Origin of the sequence: Edaphobacillus lindanitolerans (assembly GCF_900156305.1) — a bacterium.
In the GTDB taxonomy this organism is placed as follows: Bacteria; Bacillota; Bacilli; order Bacillales_A; family Planococcaceae; genus Bhargavaea; species Bhargavaea lindanitolerans.
Genome location: NZ_FTPL01000001.1, coordinates 1142905 through 1158815, shown reverse-complemented (window position 1 = coordinate 1158815; position 15911 = coordinate 1142905). Strand labels below are relative to the sequence as shown.

General features: G+C 56.3%; 15 protein-coding genes and 2 riboswitches. Of the genes, 12 read left to right on the top strand and 3 right to left on the bottom strand.

Annotated elements, in window-relative coordinates:
• Nucleotides 1-334: 334 nt before the first annotated feature.
• From B0B07_RS05320 to B0B07_RS05290, 7 genes are all read left to right on the top strand, one after another.
• Nucleotides 335-1111, top strand: coding sequence for an ABC transporter ATP-binding protein (locus B0B07_RS05320; protein ID WP_076757289.1), 777 nt, complete (start codon nt 335-337; stop codon nt 1109-1111).
• Complete coding sequence (locus tag B0B07_RS05315) at nt 1098-3050, top strand: ABC transporter permease (protein ID WP_076757288.1); 1953 nt, start codon at nt 1098-1100, stop codon at nt 3048-3050. The genes B0B07_RS05320 and B0B07_RS05315 overlap by 14 nt, the downstream gene beginning before the upstream one ends.
• A 149-nt stretch (nt 3051-3199) precedes the next feature.
• Nucleotides 3200-3308: riboswitch (guanidine-I (ykkC/yxkD leader) on the top strand.
• A 92-nt stretch (nt 3309-3400) separates the two neighbouring features.
• A complete protein-coding gene (locus B0B07_RS05310) occupies nt 3401-3745 on the top strand; it encodes a DMT family transporter (protein ID WP_076757287.1) in 345 nt (114 codons plus the stop codon).
• The gene (locus B0B07_RS05305; protein WP_076757286.1) at nt 3727-4041 is read left to right on the top strand and encodes a DMT family transporter; all 315 of its coding nucleotides are present in this window, start codon (nt 3727-3729) and stop codon (nt 4039-4041) included. Before B0B07_RS05310 ends, B0B07_RS05305 begins: the two co-directional genes overlap by 19 nt.
• A gap of 140 nt (nt 4042-4181) precedes the next feature.
• Nucleotides 4182-4362: riboswitch (cobalamin riboswitch) on the top strand.
• Between the two features lie 258 nt (nt 4363-4620).
• Entirely contained in the window at nt 4621-6837 is a 2217-nt protein-coding gene (locus B0B07_RS05300; protein WP_076757285.1) for a ribonucleoside-diphosphate reductase subunit alpha, read from the top strand.
• 114 nt (nt 6838-6951) lie between these two features.
• Nucleotides 6952-7491, top strand: coding sequence for a flavodoxin (locus tag B0B07_RS05295; protein WP_084186555.1), 540 nt, complete (start codon nt 6952-6954; stop codon nt 7489-7491).
• A 15-nt stretch (nt 7492-7506) separates the two neighbouring features.
• Nucleotides 7507-8559 (top strand): ribonucleotide-diphosphate reductase subunit beta, encoded by a 1053-nt coding sequence (locus B0B07_RS05290; RefSeq protein ID WP_076757284.1) that lies wholly within the window; start codon nt 7507-7509, stop codon nt 8557-8559.
• A gap of 56 nt (nt 8560-8615) precedes the next feature.
• Here the strand turns inward: B0B07_RS05290 and B0B07_RS15545 are convergent, their stop codons facing one another.
• Complete coding sequence (locus tag B0B07_RS15545) at nt 8616-9398, bottom strand: excalibur calcium-binding domain-containing protein (protein WP_076757283.1); 783 nt, start codon at nt 9396-9398, stop codon at nt 8616-8618.
• A gap of 301 nt (nt 9399-9699) precedes the next feature.
• Here B0B07_RS15545 and B0B07_RS05280 point away from each other — a divergent pair, with 301 nt between their 5' ends.
• The 5 genes from B0B07_RS05280 to B0B07_RS05260 all read left to right on the top strand — a co-directional run bounded on the left by B0B07_RS05280 (nt 9700) and on the right by B0B07_RS05260 (nt 14141).
• Nucleotides 9700-10398 carry a transposase gene (locus tag B0B07_RS05280; RefSeq protein ID WP_076757282.1) on the top strand — a complete coding sequence of 233 codons (699 nt, stop codon included), beginning with the start codon at nt 9700-9702 and terminating at the stop codon, nt 10396-10398.
• Between the two features lie 82 nt (nt 10399-10480).
• Entirely contained in the window at nt 10481-11443 is a 963-nt protein-coding gene (locus B0B07_RS05275) for a 2-hydroxyacid dehydrogenase (protein ID WP_076757526.1), read from the top strand.
• Between the two features lie 116 nt (nt 11444-11559).
• On the top strand, nt 11560-11763 hold the full coding sequence (locus tag B0B07_RS05270) for a hypothetical protein (protein WP_076757281.1): 204 nt from the start codon (nt 11560-11562) through the stop codon (nt 11761-11763).
• Between the two features lie 215 nt (nt 11764-11978).
• Nucleotides 11979-12410: a VOC family protein gene (locus B0B07_RS05265; protein ID WP_076757280.1), complete on the top strand. Its 432-nt coding sequence runs from the start codon at nt 11979-11981 to the stop codon at nt 12408-12410.
• A gap of 180 nt (nt 12411-12590) precedes the next feature.
• Nucleotides 12591-14141 carry an MFS transporter gene (locus tag B0B07_RS05260; RefSeq protein ID WP_076757525.1) on the top strand — a complete coding sequence of 517 codons (1551 nt, stop codon included), beginning with the start codon at nt 12591-12593 and terminating at the stop codon, nt 14139-14141.
• Between the two features lie 113 nt (nt 14142-14254).
• Here B0B07_RS05260 and B0B07_RS05255 read toward each other — a convergent pair whose 3' ends face one another.
• Nucleotides 14255-14956, bottom strand: a complete 702-nt coding sequence (locus B0B07_RS05255; RefSeq protein ID WP_327078166.1) for an ABC transporter permease — start codon at nt 14954-14956, stop codon at nt 14255-14257.
• Entirely contained in the window at nt 14953-15801 is an 849-nt protein-coding gene (locus B0B07_RS05250) for an ABC transporter ATP-binding protein (RefSeq protein WP_076757279.1), read from the bottom strand. Before B0B07_RS05250 ends, B0B07_RS05255 begins: the two co-directional genes overlap by 4 nt.
• Nucleotides 15802-15911 lie beyond the last annotated feature (110 nt).

Sequence of the window (15911 nt, the reverse complement as noted above, 5' to 3'; positions counted from 1 at the left end):
GGATGACGGACACGCGGCATCGCCGCCTGGAGGCCTGCGTTTATCCACATGTGGATAAGGGTAAGGCGGACCCGATTCATCCACAAAACGGCGGGATTCATCCACAATCGGGGATGAATCGGCAGAAATGCGGGAGGTCGGAGACTCACTGTCTAAATCGGCCATCCGATTCCGGGATTGGCCGATTGTGTATCAAAACTTACGAAAATGTCACTTTGCCCGGCGCATTTGTCACCTCAATCAAACGACTGCCGCCGGAGGTCCGCGGTATGATAAGGACAATAAAGCGGGCGGGCCGGAATGGGATTACCCGCCGACCGGGAGGAAATCAATCATGCAGCAAAACCAATTGATTCTGGAAGCACAAGGAGTCCGGAAGTCGTTGGGTACCAAGCAGAACGCCCAGGAAGTTCTGAAGGGAATTGACCTGCGGGTCCGGAAAGGCGAATTTGTCGGGATCATGGGTCCGTCCGGGGCGGGAAAGACGACGCTTCTCAACGTTCTCGCGACCATCGACCGGCCGACGACCGGAGCCATCCGGATTGACGGGCAGGAAACGTCCGGGATGAAAGATGTCCAGCTGTCCACATTCCGACGTGACAAGCTCGGCTTCATTTTCCAGGACTACAATTTGCTCGATACGCTTACGGTGAAAGAAAATATCCTGCTGCCTGCATCGCTTGGCGGACTTTCCAAGAAAGCGGCGGAGGCCCAGTTCCGGGACATCGCCGGCATCCTGGGCATCGCCGATCATGCAGGCAAGTATCCGCACGAGATTTCGGGCGGGCAGAAACAGCGGACGTCTGCCGCACGGGCGCTGGTCAACGAACCGTCGATGGTGTTCGCCGATGAGCCGACCGGGGCACTTGACTCGAAGTCCGCCGCCTCTCTCCTAGGGACGCTGGAAAACATCAACAAGGCACGGGGTGTCACGATCATGATGGTCACCCATGATCCTGTCGCCTCCAGCTACTGCAGCCGTGTCGTGTTCCTGAAGGACGGCGCCGTCTATTCGGAACTGTACCGGGGGGACAAGACGCGCCAGGCGTTCTTCCAGGAGATCCTGAACGTGCAGGCCGTTCTCGGGGGTGACCGCGTTGACGCTCGTTGACCTTGTCTTCCGTTCCATGCGGAAGAACATCAAGCATTACTATCTTTACTTCTTTGCGCTTATTTTCGGCGTCACCCTCTTCTTCATCTTTTCGACGTTGCAGTTTGACGGAGCGGTAGCGGAAGAAACGGATCTGTCGGCCAAGATGGCCGCCGGGTTCAAGGCAGCGACTATTCTTCTGTCCGCGATTCTACTCGTTTTTGTCACGTATGCGAATGATCTGTTCCTGACGCGCAGAAGCCGGGAAATCGGGATGTATCAGCTCGTCGGCCTCTCCAAACGTGCGGTGTCCCGCATGCTTATCATCGAGAATTTCATTTTGGGCGCCGGTGCATTCGTCATCGGCATCGGGGCAGGGCTTCTCGTTTCGCGCTTGTTCCTCCTGCTGCTCATGAAGCTGGTCGGATATGAAGGGACCGTCAATCTGTCATTCAGCGAAGCGGCATTTGGACAGACAGCCATCCTGTTCGCCGTGGTCATCTTGGTTACATCGGCCAGGATGTTCATCAAAGTGCGCCGGTCCAAACTCATTGATCTGTTCAATGAAGAAAAGAAAGATGAGCACCCGAGGGCGCCAAAACCGGCAAGCTCGGCAATCCTTGGCATCCTCGGTGTCGCAATGATCATCTTTGGCTACTGGTTTGCCAATTCAGAGTACATGCTGAATGCTTTCCTCATGCTGAACATGCTTCTCGTATTGGCACTTGTCATCGCCGGCACATATCTCGTATTCCGGGTGACGATCGGGTGGATGCTGGCAATGATCCGCCGGAAAGAAAACGGCCACCTCGGACTGGCCGGCGCCCTTTCGATCGCCCCGCTCATGCACCGGATGAGGGCAAACGCGAAGTCACTGACGGTCATCACCATTCTTTCCGCGATGACACTGGCCATGGCAGGTTTCGCCTACTCGCTCTACTACTCGACCGGGCAAGAAGTCCGCGTCGCTTCGCCGCATGACTTTATGTTCGAGGAAAGCAGCGGCGCCGACGGTCCCGCGCCGGAAGAATCGGCACGTGTGTTTGCTGATTCACTGGACAAAGCAGGAATCTCTTACAAAGAACAGCCGCTCACTTATATCCAGGCCGTCGGTTCATTCAGTGGAAAGCATCTTCCGCAGATTATTGACTTTGAAGGCAAAACCTTCGACGTGCTGATTTTTGACCCCCGGCAGCTGAAGGCGGCAGGAATGGACTATGAAGAGCCGGCGGACGGGGTGGCCGTGCTCCATGACTCCGGAATTTCCTGGCTGATGACGGATCAGGCATTCCCGTTCTCGGCAACGGTCCAAGCGGGAGAGGAGAAGACCCGGCTTCAGGTGAAGTCGATGGGAGACCGGCAGCTGGCAAACGGCTATACAAGGACACTCACAAGCCTGGTCGTCGACGGTGACACATACGACGGTCTGAAAGCCGCTGTGTCCGAAGAAGACCTTCAAACGGTCGTTGCCTTCAATCTCGAAGACAAAAAAGACCTTGCGGAAGCATCCCGTTTGTTTGAAAAACTGAGCCCGGGCAACCCGCGTCTGAACTACTATGTGTCTTACCAGGATGCCTTGTCCTTCAGCGGCATCACGATCTTCATCACCGGATTCCTCGGACTGGCGTTCCTCGTCTCGACCGGAAGCATCCTGTATTTCAAACAGATGAGCGAAGCGGAACAAGAAAAGAGAAGCTATACGACGCTCCGTCAGCTCGGATTCCAGACAAGCGAGATCATGAAAGGAATCCGGCGCAAGCAGGCATTCGTTTTCGGTATCCCATTGGTGATGGGGATTGCCCATTCGATATTCGCCATCAAATCCGTGTCGATCTTCTTCATGGCAACCGATATCAAAATTCCTGTGGCGATCGCCATGGGGGCTTATACACTCATCTACCTGGTGTTTGCCGTGCTCACGGTCGGCTATTATCGGAAGACAGTGAACGACGCGCTTTGACACCAATCGCCCTTTCATTTCTGGAAAGGGCGGCTTTTTGTTCATTTCCCGGGAAATAACTCGAATGATGTTTCATGTGGAACGTTTGTTCCGGAAAGGTTCTGGTTGCCTTTAGGCAATGATTTGATACAATGAGGGCAACCTCATATTTGAATGTCCTCTAGGGTTCCGCGGCGGCAAGTCCGCCGGGCTGGTCCGAGAGAGGACTCACGGCGACCCGTTGTCGCCGTGCCACGGAAGGATAAAAGCCTGGGAGATGCTGTTGGATCAGCATGCTCCCGGGCTTTTAATTTTGCCTGAGGGCCTTCCGGGGGAATTTGGGGCAATCTGAAATAGGAGGATACAGCATAATGAAGGATTGGTGGAAAATCGTCATTGCGGCAGTTTTTGAAGTCGGCTGGGTGATCGGCCTGAAACATGCGGACAGCATGCTCGAGTGGCTCGGCACGGCGGTGGCCGTGTATGTGAGTTTTTATTTGCTGATCATCGCAGGACGTACGCTCCCGGTGGGGACGGCTTATGCAGTATTCGTAGGGCTCGGGTCTGCCGGGACCGTAATTGCGGAGATCGTCTTGTTCGACGAGCCGATCAATCCGGCAAAACTCATTTTGATCGGTGTTTTGCTTGCAGGTGTTGCCGGATTGAAACTTGTGACGGACCAAGGAGGGGAAGAAGAATGGAATGGCTCTCACTGATTGCCGCCGGTTTGTTTGAAACATCGGGTGTCATGGCCATGAACCGTCTCAACAGAGACCGGAATGCCAAATCGCTGCTTCTGCTCCTCGGAGCTTTCGGGGCAAGCTTCCTGGCCCTGGCCTATGCGATGGATTCCATCCCGATGTCCACCGCCTATGCAATCTGGACCGGAATCGGCGCATCGGGCGGGGCGCTTGTCGGCATGTGGCTGTACGGGGAATCTAAAGACTGGCGGCGGGTGCTGTTTATCGTGATGATCCTCGGGGCTGCAGTCGGACTCAAATTGGTCGGGTAAAGTGCAGGAGAGCACGCCGGCTTTGTTTTTGGTATAGTGGAAGGCGTGGTCTGACAAGGTTCGCCAAATCTCATAGTCTTTTGTCCTATTCAGGTTTGGGATACAATATGTTAGGCTATATGAGCAGTGACAACACAATATGTAGTAATACGATGGATCGGTACCGATCGCGGTTTAATAGGGAATCCGGAATGAGCCGGAGCTGTCCCCGCAACTGTGAACGCGGACGACCGCCGGGATTGCCACTGTGGTGAAAACCATGGGAAGGCCGGCGGAAGGATGATGCGCAGCCAGTAGACCTGCCGGCCGTCGTGCAGCGACACTTTCTTCGGGGATTGAGGAGTGGAAGCGAACGGGTGCCGACCCTTTCATTTCTTTTTTCATTCCATTATTCCAGGCCCCGGTCATTCCATTTATCATCGCAGTGGGCAGGAGCCCCGCCGAAGACTTGTTCTTTGGCGGGCTTCTGCTTTTTTGTTGTACTTGCTGGAAGAAAATCGACCCGCTCGGACCTGGATACGACGGGCTGGATCCAAACGATGTCCATTGCTTCATACATAAAAAGGAGGAATCATCATCATGGTCACAAAACCGGCTGATCATCTTGCCATCATTCATGCGCTCGAACAGGAATTCACACAGGAGAAAATGATGCCGCTCCGGCAGGCGGCAGAACAATATGTGAATCGGCGCGGCGAAGCGGATGAGGGGCTCGCCCAGCACCTGATCCGGGAATCGCTTGCGCGTGTCGACGAGGCCGAGACGTACTGGACGGGAGTGGCGGCAAGGCTGCTGCTCGATGAATTGTACGGCCGTCAGCAGGCGCTGCGCGGCACGCCTGATGTGTACGGCGATTTCACCGGACATGTGCGACGGCTTGTCGAGGCGGGCCTTTATGCATCCTGGCTTCCTGATTTCTACTCCGGAAAGGATCTCGCTGAAATCGGGCAGCTCATCGACCCGTCCCGGGACCGGCTGTTTTCCTATACGGGGCTCAAAACGCTCACCGACCGGTACGTGGCGACCGACTTCAGCAAGCGGCAGGTCGAGCTGCCGCAGGAGCGATGGCTCGTCATCGCCATGACGCTCATGCGGGGCGAAACGGAAGACCGGATCGGCAAGATCAAAGAAGCCTACTGGGCGCTCTCGAACCTGTACATGACCGTTGCCACACCCACGCTTGCGAATGCGGGGAAACCGCACGGCCAGCTGTCGAGCTGCTTCATCGACACAGTTGATGATTCGCTTCAGGGGATCTATGACTCCAACACCGACATTGCGAACCTCTCCAAATATGGCGGCGGAATCGGTGTCTATATGGGCAAGGTGCGGGCCCGCGGAGCGGCCATCCGCGGATTCCGGGGAGCCTCATCCGGCGTGCTTCCGTGGATCAAGCAGCTGAACAACACCGCCGTCTCCGTCGATCAGCTCGGACAACGACAGGGAGCGGTCGCGGTGTACCTGGATGTCTGGCACAAGGACATCCTGACGTTCCTGGACCTTAAGCTGAACAACGGTGATGAGCGGCTGCGCGCCCATGACATCTTCACCGGTGTCTGCCTGCCGGATCTGTTCATGGAACAGGTGGAGGCACGCGGCGATTGGCACTTGTTCGACCCGCATGAAGTCCGTTCGGTGATGGGCTGGTCGCTTGAGGATTTCTATGACGAGAAGCGCGGGGACGGATCGTTCCGGGAACGGTACTTCAAGTGCGCGGCGCACCCCGGCATTTCTTCCGAAAAAGTCCCGGCCATCGATATCATGAAGCGGATCATGCGCAGCCAGCTGGAGACCGGCGTGCCATTCATGTTCTACCGGGATGAGGTGAACCGGATGAACCCGAACAAGCATGAAGGGATGATCTATTCGTCGAACCTGTGCTCCGAGATTGCGCAGAATATGAGCGCGACGGGCGCCTCTCAGGAGACGCTGGAAGACGGCATGATAGTAAGCCGCCGGACGCCGGGTGATTTCGTCGTGTGCAACCTGTCATCGATCAACCTCGGCAAGGCGGTGCCGGCAGGTGTGCTGGAGCGGCTCATCCGGATCCAGGTCCGCATGCTCGACAACGTCATCGATCTGAACCAGATCCCCGTGCTGCAGGCACAGGTGACGAATGCCCGGTATCGCGGCATCGGCCTTGGCACGTTCGGATGGCATCATCTCCTTGCTCAGGAAGGGGTTCAGTGGGAGTCGGACGAGGCGGTCGAACGGGCCGATGAATTGTATGAAACGATTGCATTCCATACGATCCGTGCCTCGATGGAGCTCGCCCGTGAGAAGGGGGCTTATCCGCTATGCGGCGGATCGGACTGGCAGACGGGAGCCTATTTCGAACAACGGGACTATGAGAGCGGCCGCTGGGCGGAGCTGCGCGAGTCGGTCGCGGAGCACGGCGTCCGCAACGGCTATATGATGGCCGTCGCACCGAACTCGTCCACGTCGGTGATCGCGGGATCCACCGCTTCGATCGATCCGGTCTTCAAGCCGTTCTACCACGAGGAAAAGAAAGACTTCAAGCTGCCGGTCGTCGCACCTGATCTCGATCACCGCACATACGACATCTATCGCCGCTCGGCCTATATCGTCGACCAGCGCTGGAGCGTCCGTCAAAACGCCGCCCGCCAGCGTCACATCGACCAGTCGATCTCATTCAATCTGTATGTCCCGAATACGATCCGGGCAAGCGTCCTGCTGGATCTGCACCTCCAGGCATGGAAGTCCGGCCTGAAGTCGACGTATTATACGCGGTCCACCGCAAGCGACGTGGACGAGTGCGAATGGTGCCAGTCGTAATTTGGGGGCAAAGCGGTCTGTAGGTTAGCAAGACGGTCTGTGGGTTAATCAGACCAGGCTGTCTGTTATGTAAGCGAACTTGTAGGTCAAGCAAACTCGGGAGGTGATCCGTACATGAATAAAGTGCTCATCGCCTATGCGACCTATAGCGGCAATACGAAAGAAGCGGCGGAGCTCCTGGCGCACAAGCTGGGATCTGCGGGATGCCCTGCGGAACTGCACCGGATCGGTACGGTGCCGGTGCCGGACCTGTCGGGATTTGATGCGCTCGTCGTCGGCTCATTCACCTGGGCGGAAGGCAGCGTCCCGGAGGAAGTGAAGGATTTCATCCTGGATGTCGGCTACAAGCCGCCCCGGGTGTTCGTGTTCGGGACCGGCGATACCCAGTTCGGCGGTGACGGGCTGTTTTGCCGGGCTGCGGTGAAGCTCGCCCGCTTCTACGAATCTACGCTGCCCCCGCTCAAGATCGAACAGAGCCCGCGCGGCGGTCAGGAAACGCTCGTCCAGGAGTGGGCAGCGGAAGTTGCGGGCGCGATGAGAAAGGCGCCCGTCAGAAGAAGGGTCCCGCAAGATCAGGCGGATCGGCCACAAACCGGACGGCATTTCTGCACGGGGCAGCCGCAATCAACCGGCGTGCCTGCATCAAAAACATAAAGGAGCCTTGTCATCATGAATACAACCACGAATACGCTTCTGACACGCGTGAAGGTCCTTGACCCGTTGAACCCGAACCGGGCGACGGCGATCTTCGGCGGAGAAGCGAGCGGAATCCTGAATTGGAATGACCTGAAATATCCTCATTTTTATAAGCTTCGGCAACGGATCCGGTCGCTGTTCTGGACGGCGAATGAAGTCGACATGACTCAGGATGTCAAGCAGTTCCCGCGCCTGGAACCCGGCGAGCAGGAGGCGTTCCTGAAGATTATCGGGCTGCTTGCGACATTGGACGGTCCGCAGACGGACGTGGCGGCGAAGCTGTCGGCATATGTGACGGATCCATCGGTCAAGTCCCTGTTCGCGACGATTGCCGACCAGGAAAGCGAGCACAATCACAGCTATGCGTACGTGCTGAGCTCGGTAACGACGTTCGACAACCAGGTGAAGTCGTTTGAAATGGGGCGCCGGGATGCGGTTCTCCTGAAGCGGAACGAACGGATTGCCCAGGTCTACAACGACTTTGCGGAAAATCCGACGGTCGTGCACGCGCTGAAGGCGATGGTGTACACGACCTTGCTCGAAGGACTCTTCTTCTACTCCGGATTTGCGTTTTTCTACAATCTGGCCCGCAACGGGAAGATGGTCGGGACATCTACAATGATCAGCTACATCAACCGGGATGAACTGGAGCATGGCAGGGCGATGAGCGATGTATTCCGTGCGGCAATGGGCGAAAACCCGGAGCTCAACACGGCGGAATTCACCGAATGGATCTACGATGCCTACCGCCATTCGGTCGAGCAGGAAACCGAGTGGAGCCGTTACGTGCTCGAAGGCATCGACGGGATCGACCCGGACGAAATGGAAGGCTACATTAAATACAGGGCGAATAAAATGCTTCGGATGCTCGGCCTGAGCGAACTTTACGAAGAGCATACCGACAACCCAATGAAGTGGATCCGGGCCTATGTCGACTCGTTCGACAACACGAAAACGGATTTCTTTGAAGGGACGTCCAGACAATACACGAAGACGAGCGACCTCAATGGATTTGACGACTTGTAAATAAAAAAGAACGCCGTTCCCGAATGCTTGGGGATGGCGTTCTTTTTGTCGGGATCTTACCGTTCACACGCCCAGCCGTCTTTGTCCCTGTCCATCTTGGGCTGATAGGCGGCATGGCTGGACGGAACACCGTTCGGGTAAACGGCAGTCAGCTCCGTACAGTTGGCGAAGTTTTCTCCGCCTCCGCCTGAGGCGACGGTTTGCTTGGAAGAAGCGGATGATGCGGATTGGCCAGAGCCTGAAGAAGCGGTTTGCTTGGAGCCTGCGGAGGAGGCTTTGCCGGAACTTGAAGCAGCCTGGCCGGAGCCCGAAGAAGCGGCGGTCTTTGCAGTCTGCTTGGAAGATGCACTCGCCACCTGGCCTTCAAGCTGTGTGACCTTGCTTTCAAGGCTGGTTTTCTCTTTTTCCAGGTCGGCAATCTTCTGTTCCATCTCTTTTTTCCCGGTTTTGTAAGTCTGCTCGGTTTCCTTGAGTTCCGCCTCTTTTTTCTCGACCTCGGCAGATTCTGTTTCCAGCTCATCCACGCGGGCCGTGAGGGTTTCGATCTCTTTTGAAGCGGCTTCCCCTTCTTCGCTCAAGGCGTTGACCTCGCCCTTCAGTTTCACGTTTTCGGCTTCGAGGACGGAATTGGATTCCATCGCTTCTTCCAAATCGGCTTTCGCACCGGACTGCCAGGACAGGCCGAAGACGAATGCCAGGAAACCGCCGATCAATAGTGGATAGAACTTCTTCTTGGATAATTTTCGAGCCGGGTTGTTCAGTTTCATGATTCCGAATACCGCGAGATAAATCAGGGCTCCTGCAATGGCCAGGAATCCGACGACTGAGATGAATAGCATGTGATTTCCTCGTTTCTTAGATTGGAATGGATGGGGGAGGCATCAGGAACTGATAAAATATTCCTGGTTTTATGTAATATTTTAGCATGTCTTCCTGAGATGTAAACCCTTTTTGGAAAGTGGATGAAAAAAAGGGCAGACAGCCATCTGGTCCGACAAGAGAAGCGAATTAATTAAAATTTGGGTTTGCTCCTAAACTCCTACATAAAAAATGAAAAATCGACCTTCATTCATAGACAAATGTGAAGAAATATTTGTTATAATTGCGTCAATGAATCTATTGTTCAAAGGAGAGAAGAGCATGGCGGAAACCGCGTACGAAGAGAAAGAAACGAAACCACAAAAAACATTTGAGCAAAGGCTCCGGGCAGTCAAAGAAGTGACGGAGAAAAAACGGAAAAAAGGTGCTGTGGCGAGAGAGCTCGGCGTCCATCCGAATACGCTCAAAAACTGGATCGATGCGTTTGAGTCCGAGGGCGAGGAAGGACTCATTCCGAAAAAACGCGGCCGCCAGCCGAAATCTCCGTCCGTCGATCCGAACCGCCGCATGAGGGAACTGGAACGGGAAGTGCGCCGTCTCCGGGAGGAAAATGAAATCCTCCAGAAATTCCTCGGCAAGGTCAGGATCAAGAAAACCGAGCGCTTTGACGCCATCACCGAGATGAAGGAAGAGCACAAGGTCCGCCGCCTCTGCATGACGCTCGACGTGTCCGAGAGCGGCTACTACAACTACGTGAACCGTCCGGACAACAAACTGTCCGAACGCGACAAGGAAGACATCCTCGTCATCCGGCGCCTTATGGAAACGGAAAGCGTCGATGATCCGGACTGGATCCTCCTTGAAATGCGCAAAGAAGGCCACCGCATCAACCGCCGCCGTCTCCTCCGGCTGCTCGATCAGATGGATCTGGTCGATGCAGCAGGATATGAGCCGGAACATGATACGGATTCCGAAGAAGCAGAAGAAGAAGTACTGCTCGAGCCGGTCGCTGCAGAATAAGAAAATGAATGAGCCGCCGGGCATCAAAGTCCGGCGGCTTTTCACGAACTGACGGGATTCCGGAAGGGGGATGGGGGACAAGATGAAGAAAACGGTGTTCATCACACGAAAGCTTCCCGACGAGGCAGTTGCCCCGCTGCGGGAGAAGTTCAATGTGGAAATGTGGGACAGCGAAGACGAGCCGGTGCCCCGTACGGTGCTGCTCGAAAAAGCAGAAGAGGCCCATGCACTCTGGACGGTGATTTCCGAAGAAGTCGACCGGGAACTGCTCGGCCGTGCAAAGAATCTGGAAATCGTCGCGCAAATGGCGGTCGGCTACAATAATATCGACGTGGCCACTGCGAAAGAACAGGGTGTGATGGTGACAAATACACCGGGGGTCCTCACCGAAACGACCGCAGACCTCGCGTTCACCCTCATGCTGGCCGCGGCGCGGCGGACCGGCCAGGCGGAAAGGGCTTTGCGTGCGGGCGAGTGGAAATCGTGGACACCGATGGGCTTCACCGGTCAGGATGTGTTTGGCGCCACGCTCGGCATCATCGGCATGGGCCGCATCGGCGAAGGCGTCGCCCGCCGTGCCCGCGGCTTTGAGATGGACGTGCTGTATCACAACCGCACACGGAAAATCGAAGCCGAATCCATGTACGGATTTCAACATGCGGAACTGGATGATCTGCTGCAAATGGCCGATTTTATCATCGTGCTGGCTCCGCTCACGGACGAAACCCGCGGGCTGATCGGCAAGCGTGAGCTCGGCCTCATGAAAAAGACCGCCGTGCTGGTGAACGCGGCCCGCGGCGGAATCGTTGACGAACAAGCCCTGTACGACGCACTCCGGCATGGACAGATCTGGGCTGCGGGACTCGATGTTTTCGAAGATGAACCGATTGGCCTCGAGCATCCCCTTCTTGAATTGCCGAACGTTACCGCGCTTCCTCACATTGGCAGTGCAAGCATCCGGACGAGGCTCGCCATGATGAAATTGAATGCCGACGCGATCAAGGATGCCCTTGAGGGGCGCGAACCGGCAAACCGGGTGGTGTGACCGATGAAAGGGAAGATAATCATGGCCGCCGGATTGATCTACGTGATCGGTGCCCTTGCAGGCCCGCGCCGTGTGACCGGCGCCCTCGGAACGCGTGATAGGAGAGAACAGATTAAATGAGACTCAACACGAACCAGAAATTCATCCTTGCCGGAGGGCTCATCCTGCTGATCGCCGCGCTGTCGATCGTCTTGCTGACTTACTTCAACACGAAGGAAATCAAAGCCCTGATCGACGGATGCGAGCAAAACGGCGGCACCTACGACCTTTCGATCACCAAGCCCCTCACGAGCGGGTATGAATTCGAGTGCAAGAAATAATGGAAAAGCCTTGTCCCCGGGGACGAGGCTTTTTTCGAGTTGATCTCTTGAGTGCCGGAAGTTCTGGTGCGATTGCCGACGGGAACCTTTGGACATCCAGTGCGAAACTGCCGGCATCCGGGGAATCCGGTCACCAAAAACCACCGCTTCCATGTTTATCCCACCCCCGGCGACAGGGTATACTGAAGGCACCAAATTAAAAGGCGGAGATATGGATGAAGCGGTGCATACCTTATTTGATGTTCCATGGCCGGGCTGCGGAGGCGGCTGTGTTCTACCAGGATTTGTTTGGTCTTGAGATCATAGAGAAGAAACGGTACGGAGATGCGGATTTTCAGACGCCGGAAGGGGCGGAGGATTATCTGATCCATTGCTATCTGAAGGGTTCGTGTCTGGAGCTCATGCTGGCGGATTCGACCGAGCCCGAGCCGGAGTTCCCGATCCGGAGTGTTTCGTTCATGATGGATTGCGAGTCGGAGGAGGAGATCCACCGCCTGTACAACGGCCTGCTTGAAGACGGGCGGCGTCTGATGGAGCTGCAGGAGACATTCTGGGGGGCGACCTACGCGAAGGTGGAGGACCGGTTCGGGTTCACATGGGACCTGAATTACGAATCTGCCGGCAAAGCGGACACCCCCGGCCAATAAATTCAAACAAGCTTCCGGGATGCAGTCATCGCTTTGCAGTTCCGGAAGCTTTTTTGATTTTGAAACATAAAGTTCACCTGGAGTTCAACTTCGTCCGGTAAAATGGATCATCCACTAATGGGTCCAGGACAAAACCCAACGGGAGGTGCAATCGTGGCAGACGCAAAAAAACATTCAAAAATGAATCTCGGCTTCGTTGTGCTCCTGATCGGCGTGTTCATGGCGGCGCTCGACAACGGGATCATCAGCGCGGCCCTCACAACGATCAATTCGTCGTTCAACGTGTCCGCGACACACGGTACATGGGGCATCACGCTTTACACGCTCGGCCTCGCCATCGCCACTCCGATCGCAGGAAAGCTTTCCGACCGGTACGGCCGGAAAAAACTGTTCCTCATTGAAGTGACGATCTTCACGCTCGGCTCGCTCGGCGTTGCGCTCAGCCCGAACTTTGCATTCTTCCTTGCTGCCCGGCTTCTGCAAGCGCTCGGCGGCGGAGGGATCTTCATTATTGCGAGTTCCTACGTCATCAGCACATATGCGAAGGAAAAGCAGGGGAGCATGCTCGGCCTCATCGGCGGCATGAACGGGATGGCTTCGGTCATCGGTCCGAATATCGGGTCATTCCTCATCGACCTGACGGGCAGCTGGCACTGGCTGTTCCTCATCAATGTGCCGATCGGTGTCCTCCTCGTCATCTTTGGAATCACCTCGCTCCAGGAATCGAAAGTGCCGGTCCTGTCGAAGATCGACTTCCTCGGCATCCTGCTGCTGTCGTTCTCAATCCTGAGCATCATGTTCGCGGTCAACAATCTCGGCCAGGGAAGCTTCCTGGATTGGAGTGTCCTCGGTCTTCTCCTGCTCGGCGTCGCCATTTTTGCAGCGCTCATTTTTGCGGAAAAACTCGGAGAGGAGAAAAACGTCGATCCGATCCTGCCGGTCAGCCTGCTGCGCAAGACGACTTATTCGGTCACAATGATCATGGCGCTCTTGTCCGGCACATTCATCGGCGCGATCATTTTCATCCCGTCGTTTGCTGAGCAGATCCTTGGCATCCCGGCCGAAAAATCAGGCTACTGGATGACCCCGCTTGCTCTTGCATCCGGAATCGGCGCGGGCGGCGGGGGCTACTTTGTCGACAAACAGGGCCCGGTCCGCACGCTCATCATGTCGGGCGTGATCTCCATCATCGGTTTCGGCGGTCTGGGCTTCTTCACCGACACGAAGGTGATGTTCATCATCTTCTCGGTCATCGCCGGCATCGGGTTCGGATTCGTCCTCGGCGCTCCGCTCACCGTGCTCACGTCAAATGCGGCGGGTGAGCAAAAAGGTTCTGCGCTCGGCACCTTGAGCGTCGCCCGCCAGATCGGGCTCACGATCTCGCCGACCGTCTTTGGCGCGATGATCCAGCGCGGTTTCAGCCAGCTCGGTGACCTCATTCCCGAAAAACTGAAAGAACACGGCGTCGACCCGGGCACCATGCCGCCCGGCTCCATGGACAGCATCCAGGGCGCCGGCTACAGCAACATCCAGGAAAGCATCTCGAATATTCCGTCGCCCGATGTCCAGGCGGCTCTCCGCGAAGCCTTCAGCGAAGCGGCCCACCGGGCATACGATCCGATCTATCTGACCACCGCGGTGATGGCCGTGCTGCTCATCGTGCTGGTGGTGATCTTCGCGAAGAAGTTCCGTGCAGACGCGGCCGAGGATGCAGCTCATCAGGCCGAATGATGGATCAGGAAGTCCCCCCGGGGGCTTCTTTTTTTGTTGGCCCGGCTTCAGAATGAAGTGGGGCTGCCGAACCCAAAGAAGCGTTCGCCGGGGCGAACGCTTCCTACACGGCTTCAATCCATCCGTCTCTTCTTATAGACGACGACAGTCACAGCGACTGCGGCCACGGCCCAGACGGTCAACACAAGCAGGTGGCTGCCGACTTCCGAGCCGTTTTCCAGTCCGCTCCAGACCGCCGCTAGCTGTTCGCTCGGAAGGTAGTCGATGACTGCGACGATCGTTTCGTTGGAAATCATCTCTTTGAATATGCCGGCCATGCCGAAGACGACCATGACGGGCGTGCCGAGGATGCTCGTTTCCATGACGGTCCTCGACAGAAGGCCGAGCAGCGTGCCGATCGCCAGGAATGTGACCAGCCCGAGCAGGATGCTGACGGCAAACAGCGGCAGGGACGGAACCTTGAAGTCGGCGAGGAAAATCGATCCGATGATGATGACCAGCGTGGACACGCCGCTGAGCAGGCTTTTGCCGACGAGGATCTCCATCGTGCTTGCCGGCGACAGAAGAAGTCCGCGCAAGGTGTTTTTCTCCTTCTCTTCGGCGACCATGGCGGCCTGGACGAAGGCACCGGCAATTACGAGGGCGAATGTGATCGGCATGGCAGCGAGCGAAGTGCTGCCTTCACCCATCCGGCCGATCCAGGCTGCAAAAACCAGGGGCAGGGCAAGGGTGATCAGCACGTATCCGTTGCGTTGCATGTCTTTCCAGTCTTTCAAAAAGATTGCGTTCACACGTTTCATTGAAAATGTCATCATGCCAGTTTCCTCCCTGTCATCTGTACGAATAGATCGCCGAGCGTCGGCTCGTTCGAGTGGATGGTCAGCAATTCGCCGCTTTCCATAAACCGGGCAATTGCCGCGGCACCGTCTGCATCCGGCTCGACGGTCACGGTCCGCCGGTCTTTCAATAAGACCGAAATTGTCGGGCGCCCCTGCAGCATCCGCAAGTTTTGCGGCGTGTCGAACAGCCGGATTTCCCCGTCGTCAAGGAACGCCACGCGGTCACAGAGCGACTCGGCCTCTTCCATATCATGCGTTGTGAGGAAGATTGTCGTCCCGGCACGGTTCAGTTCCTTCAGCCCTTCGTGGATGTCCCGGGTGTTCGCCGGATCCAGTGCGGACGTCGGTTCGTCCAGGAACAGCAGGTCGGGTTTGTGCAGGATCGCCCGGGCAAGGGTGACCCGCTGCTTCATTCCCTTGGACAGCTTCTGGACGGGCTTCTTTTCCTCGCCGGTCAGATTCACCATTTCCAGTGCGTCCACGATCCGCTTCCGTTCCGTTCCGTAAAGGTCTGCATACAGTCCAAGGTTGTCGGCGACCGTCAGCCGGTCGTACAGCCCGCTGTTGTCGGTCAGGATCCCGATGCGTTTCATCTCCGCCGGATCCTTCAATGAATGAACCGGTTTGCCGAACACCCGGACGTCCCCGGCAGTCGGTGCAAGCTGCGCGGTGAGGATCTTGATCGTCGTCGTCTTGCCCGATCCGCTCGGTCCGAGGAAGCCGATCGTCTCTCCTTTTCGCACGCTGAAATCCACATCTTTTAAAGCCAATTTGTTTCCGAATGATTTGACGAGGTTGTGCACTTCAATGATGTTCTCCATGTTTCCGCCCCTTTTCTCCCGTGTCGTTTGCTTGACTCTAATTTACCGCGCTTCTTCCGGGAATGCAGTAATATCAAGGCGAAAGGAGCGAATGGAGGGGTGAATGGAGC

Excerpts from the sequence above, each read along its gene's own strand:
- B0B07_RS05310 (WP_076757287.1), top strand. The coding sequence starts at position 3,401 with ATGAAGGATTGGTGGAAAATCGTCATTGCGGCAGTTTTTGAAGTCGGC.
- B0B07_RS05250 (WP_076757279.1), bottom strand. The coding sequence starts at position 15,801 with ATGGAGAACATCATTGAAGTGCACAACCTCGTCAAATCATTCGGAAAC.
- B0B07_RS05280 (WP_076757282.1), top strand. The coding sequence starts at position 9,700 with ATGGCGGAAACCGCGTACGAAGAGAAAGAAACGAAACCACAAAAAACA.
- B0B07_RS05265 (WP_076757280.1), top strand. The coding sequence starts at position 11,979 with ATGAAGCGGTGCATACCTTATTTGATGTTCCATGGCCGGGCTGCGGAG.
- B0B07_RS05305 (WP_076757286.1), top strand. The coding sequence starts at position 3,727 with ATGGAATGGCTCTCACTGATTGCCGCCGGTTTGTTTGAAACATCGGGT.
- B0B07_RS05300 (WP_076757285.1), top strand. The coding sequence starts at position 4,621 with ATGGTCACAAAACCGGCTGATCATCTTGCCATCATTCATGCGCTCGAA.
- B0B07_RS05260 (WP_076757525.1), top strand. The coding sequence starts at position 12,591 with ATGAATCTCGGCTTCGTTGTGCTCCTGATCGGCGTGTTCATGGCGGCG.
- B0B07_RS05270 (WP_076757281.1), top strand. The coding sequence starts at position 11,560 with ATGAGACTCAACACGAACCAGAAATTCATCCTTGCCGGAGGGCTCATC.
- B0B07_RS05320 (WP_076757289.1), top strand. The coding sequence starts at position 335 with ATGCAGCAAAACCAATTGATTCTGGAAGCACAAGGAGTCCGGAAGTCG.
- B0B07_RS05295 (WP_084186555.1), top strand. The coding sequence starts at position 6,952 with ATGAATAAAGTGCTCATCGCCTATGCGACCTATAGCGGCAATACGAAA.
- B0B07_RS05290 (WP_076757284.1), top strand. The coding sequence starts at position 7,507 with ATGAATACAACCACGAATACGCTTCTGACACGCGTGAAGGTCCTTGAC.
- B0B07_RS05255 (WP_327078166.1), bottom strand. The coding sequence starts at position 14,956 with ATGATGACATTTTCAATGAAACGTGTGAACGCAATCTTTTTGAAAGAC.
- B0B07_RS05275 (WP_076757526.1), top strand. The coding sequence starts at position 10,481 with ATGAAGAAAACGGTGTTCATCACACGAAAGCTTCCCGACGAGGCAGTT.
- B0B07_RS15545 (WP_076757283.1), bottom strand. The coding sequence starts at position 9,398 with ATGCTATTCATCTCAGTCGTCGGATTCCTGGCCATTGCAGGAGCCCTG.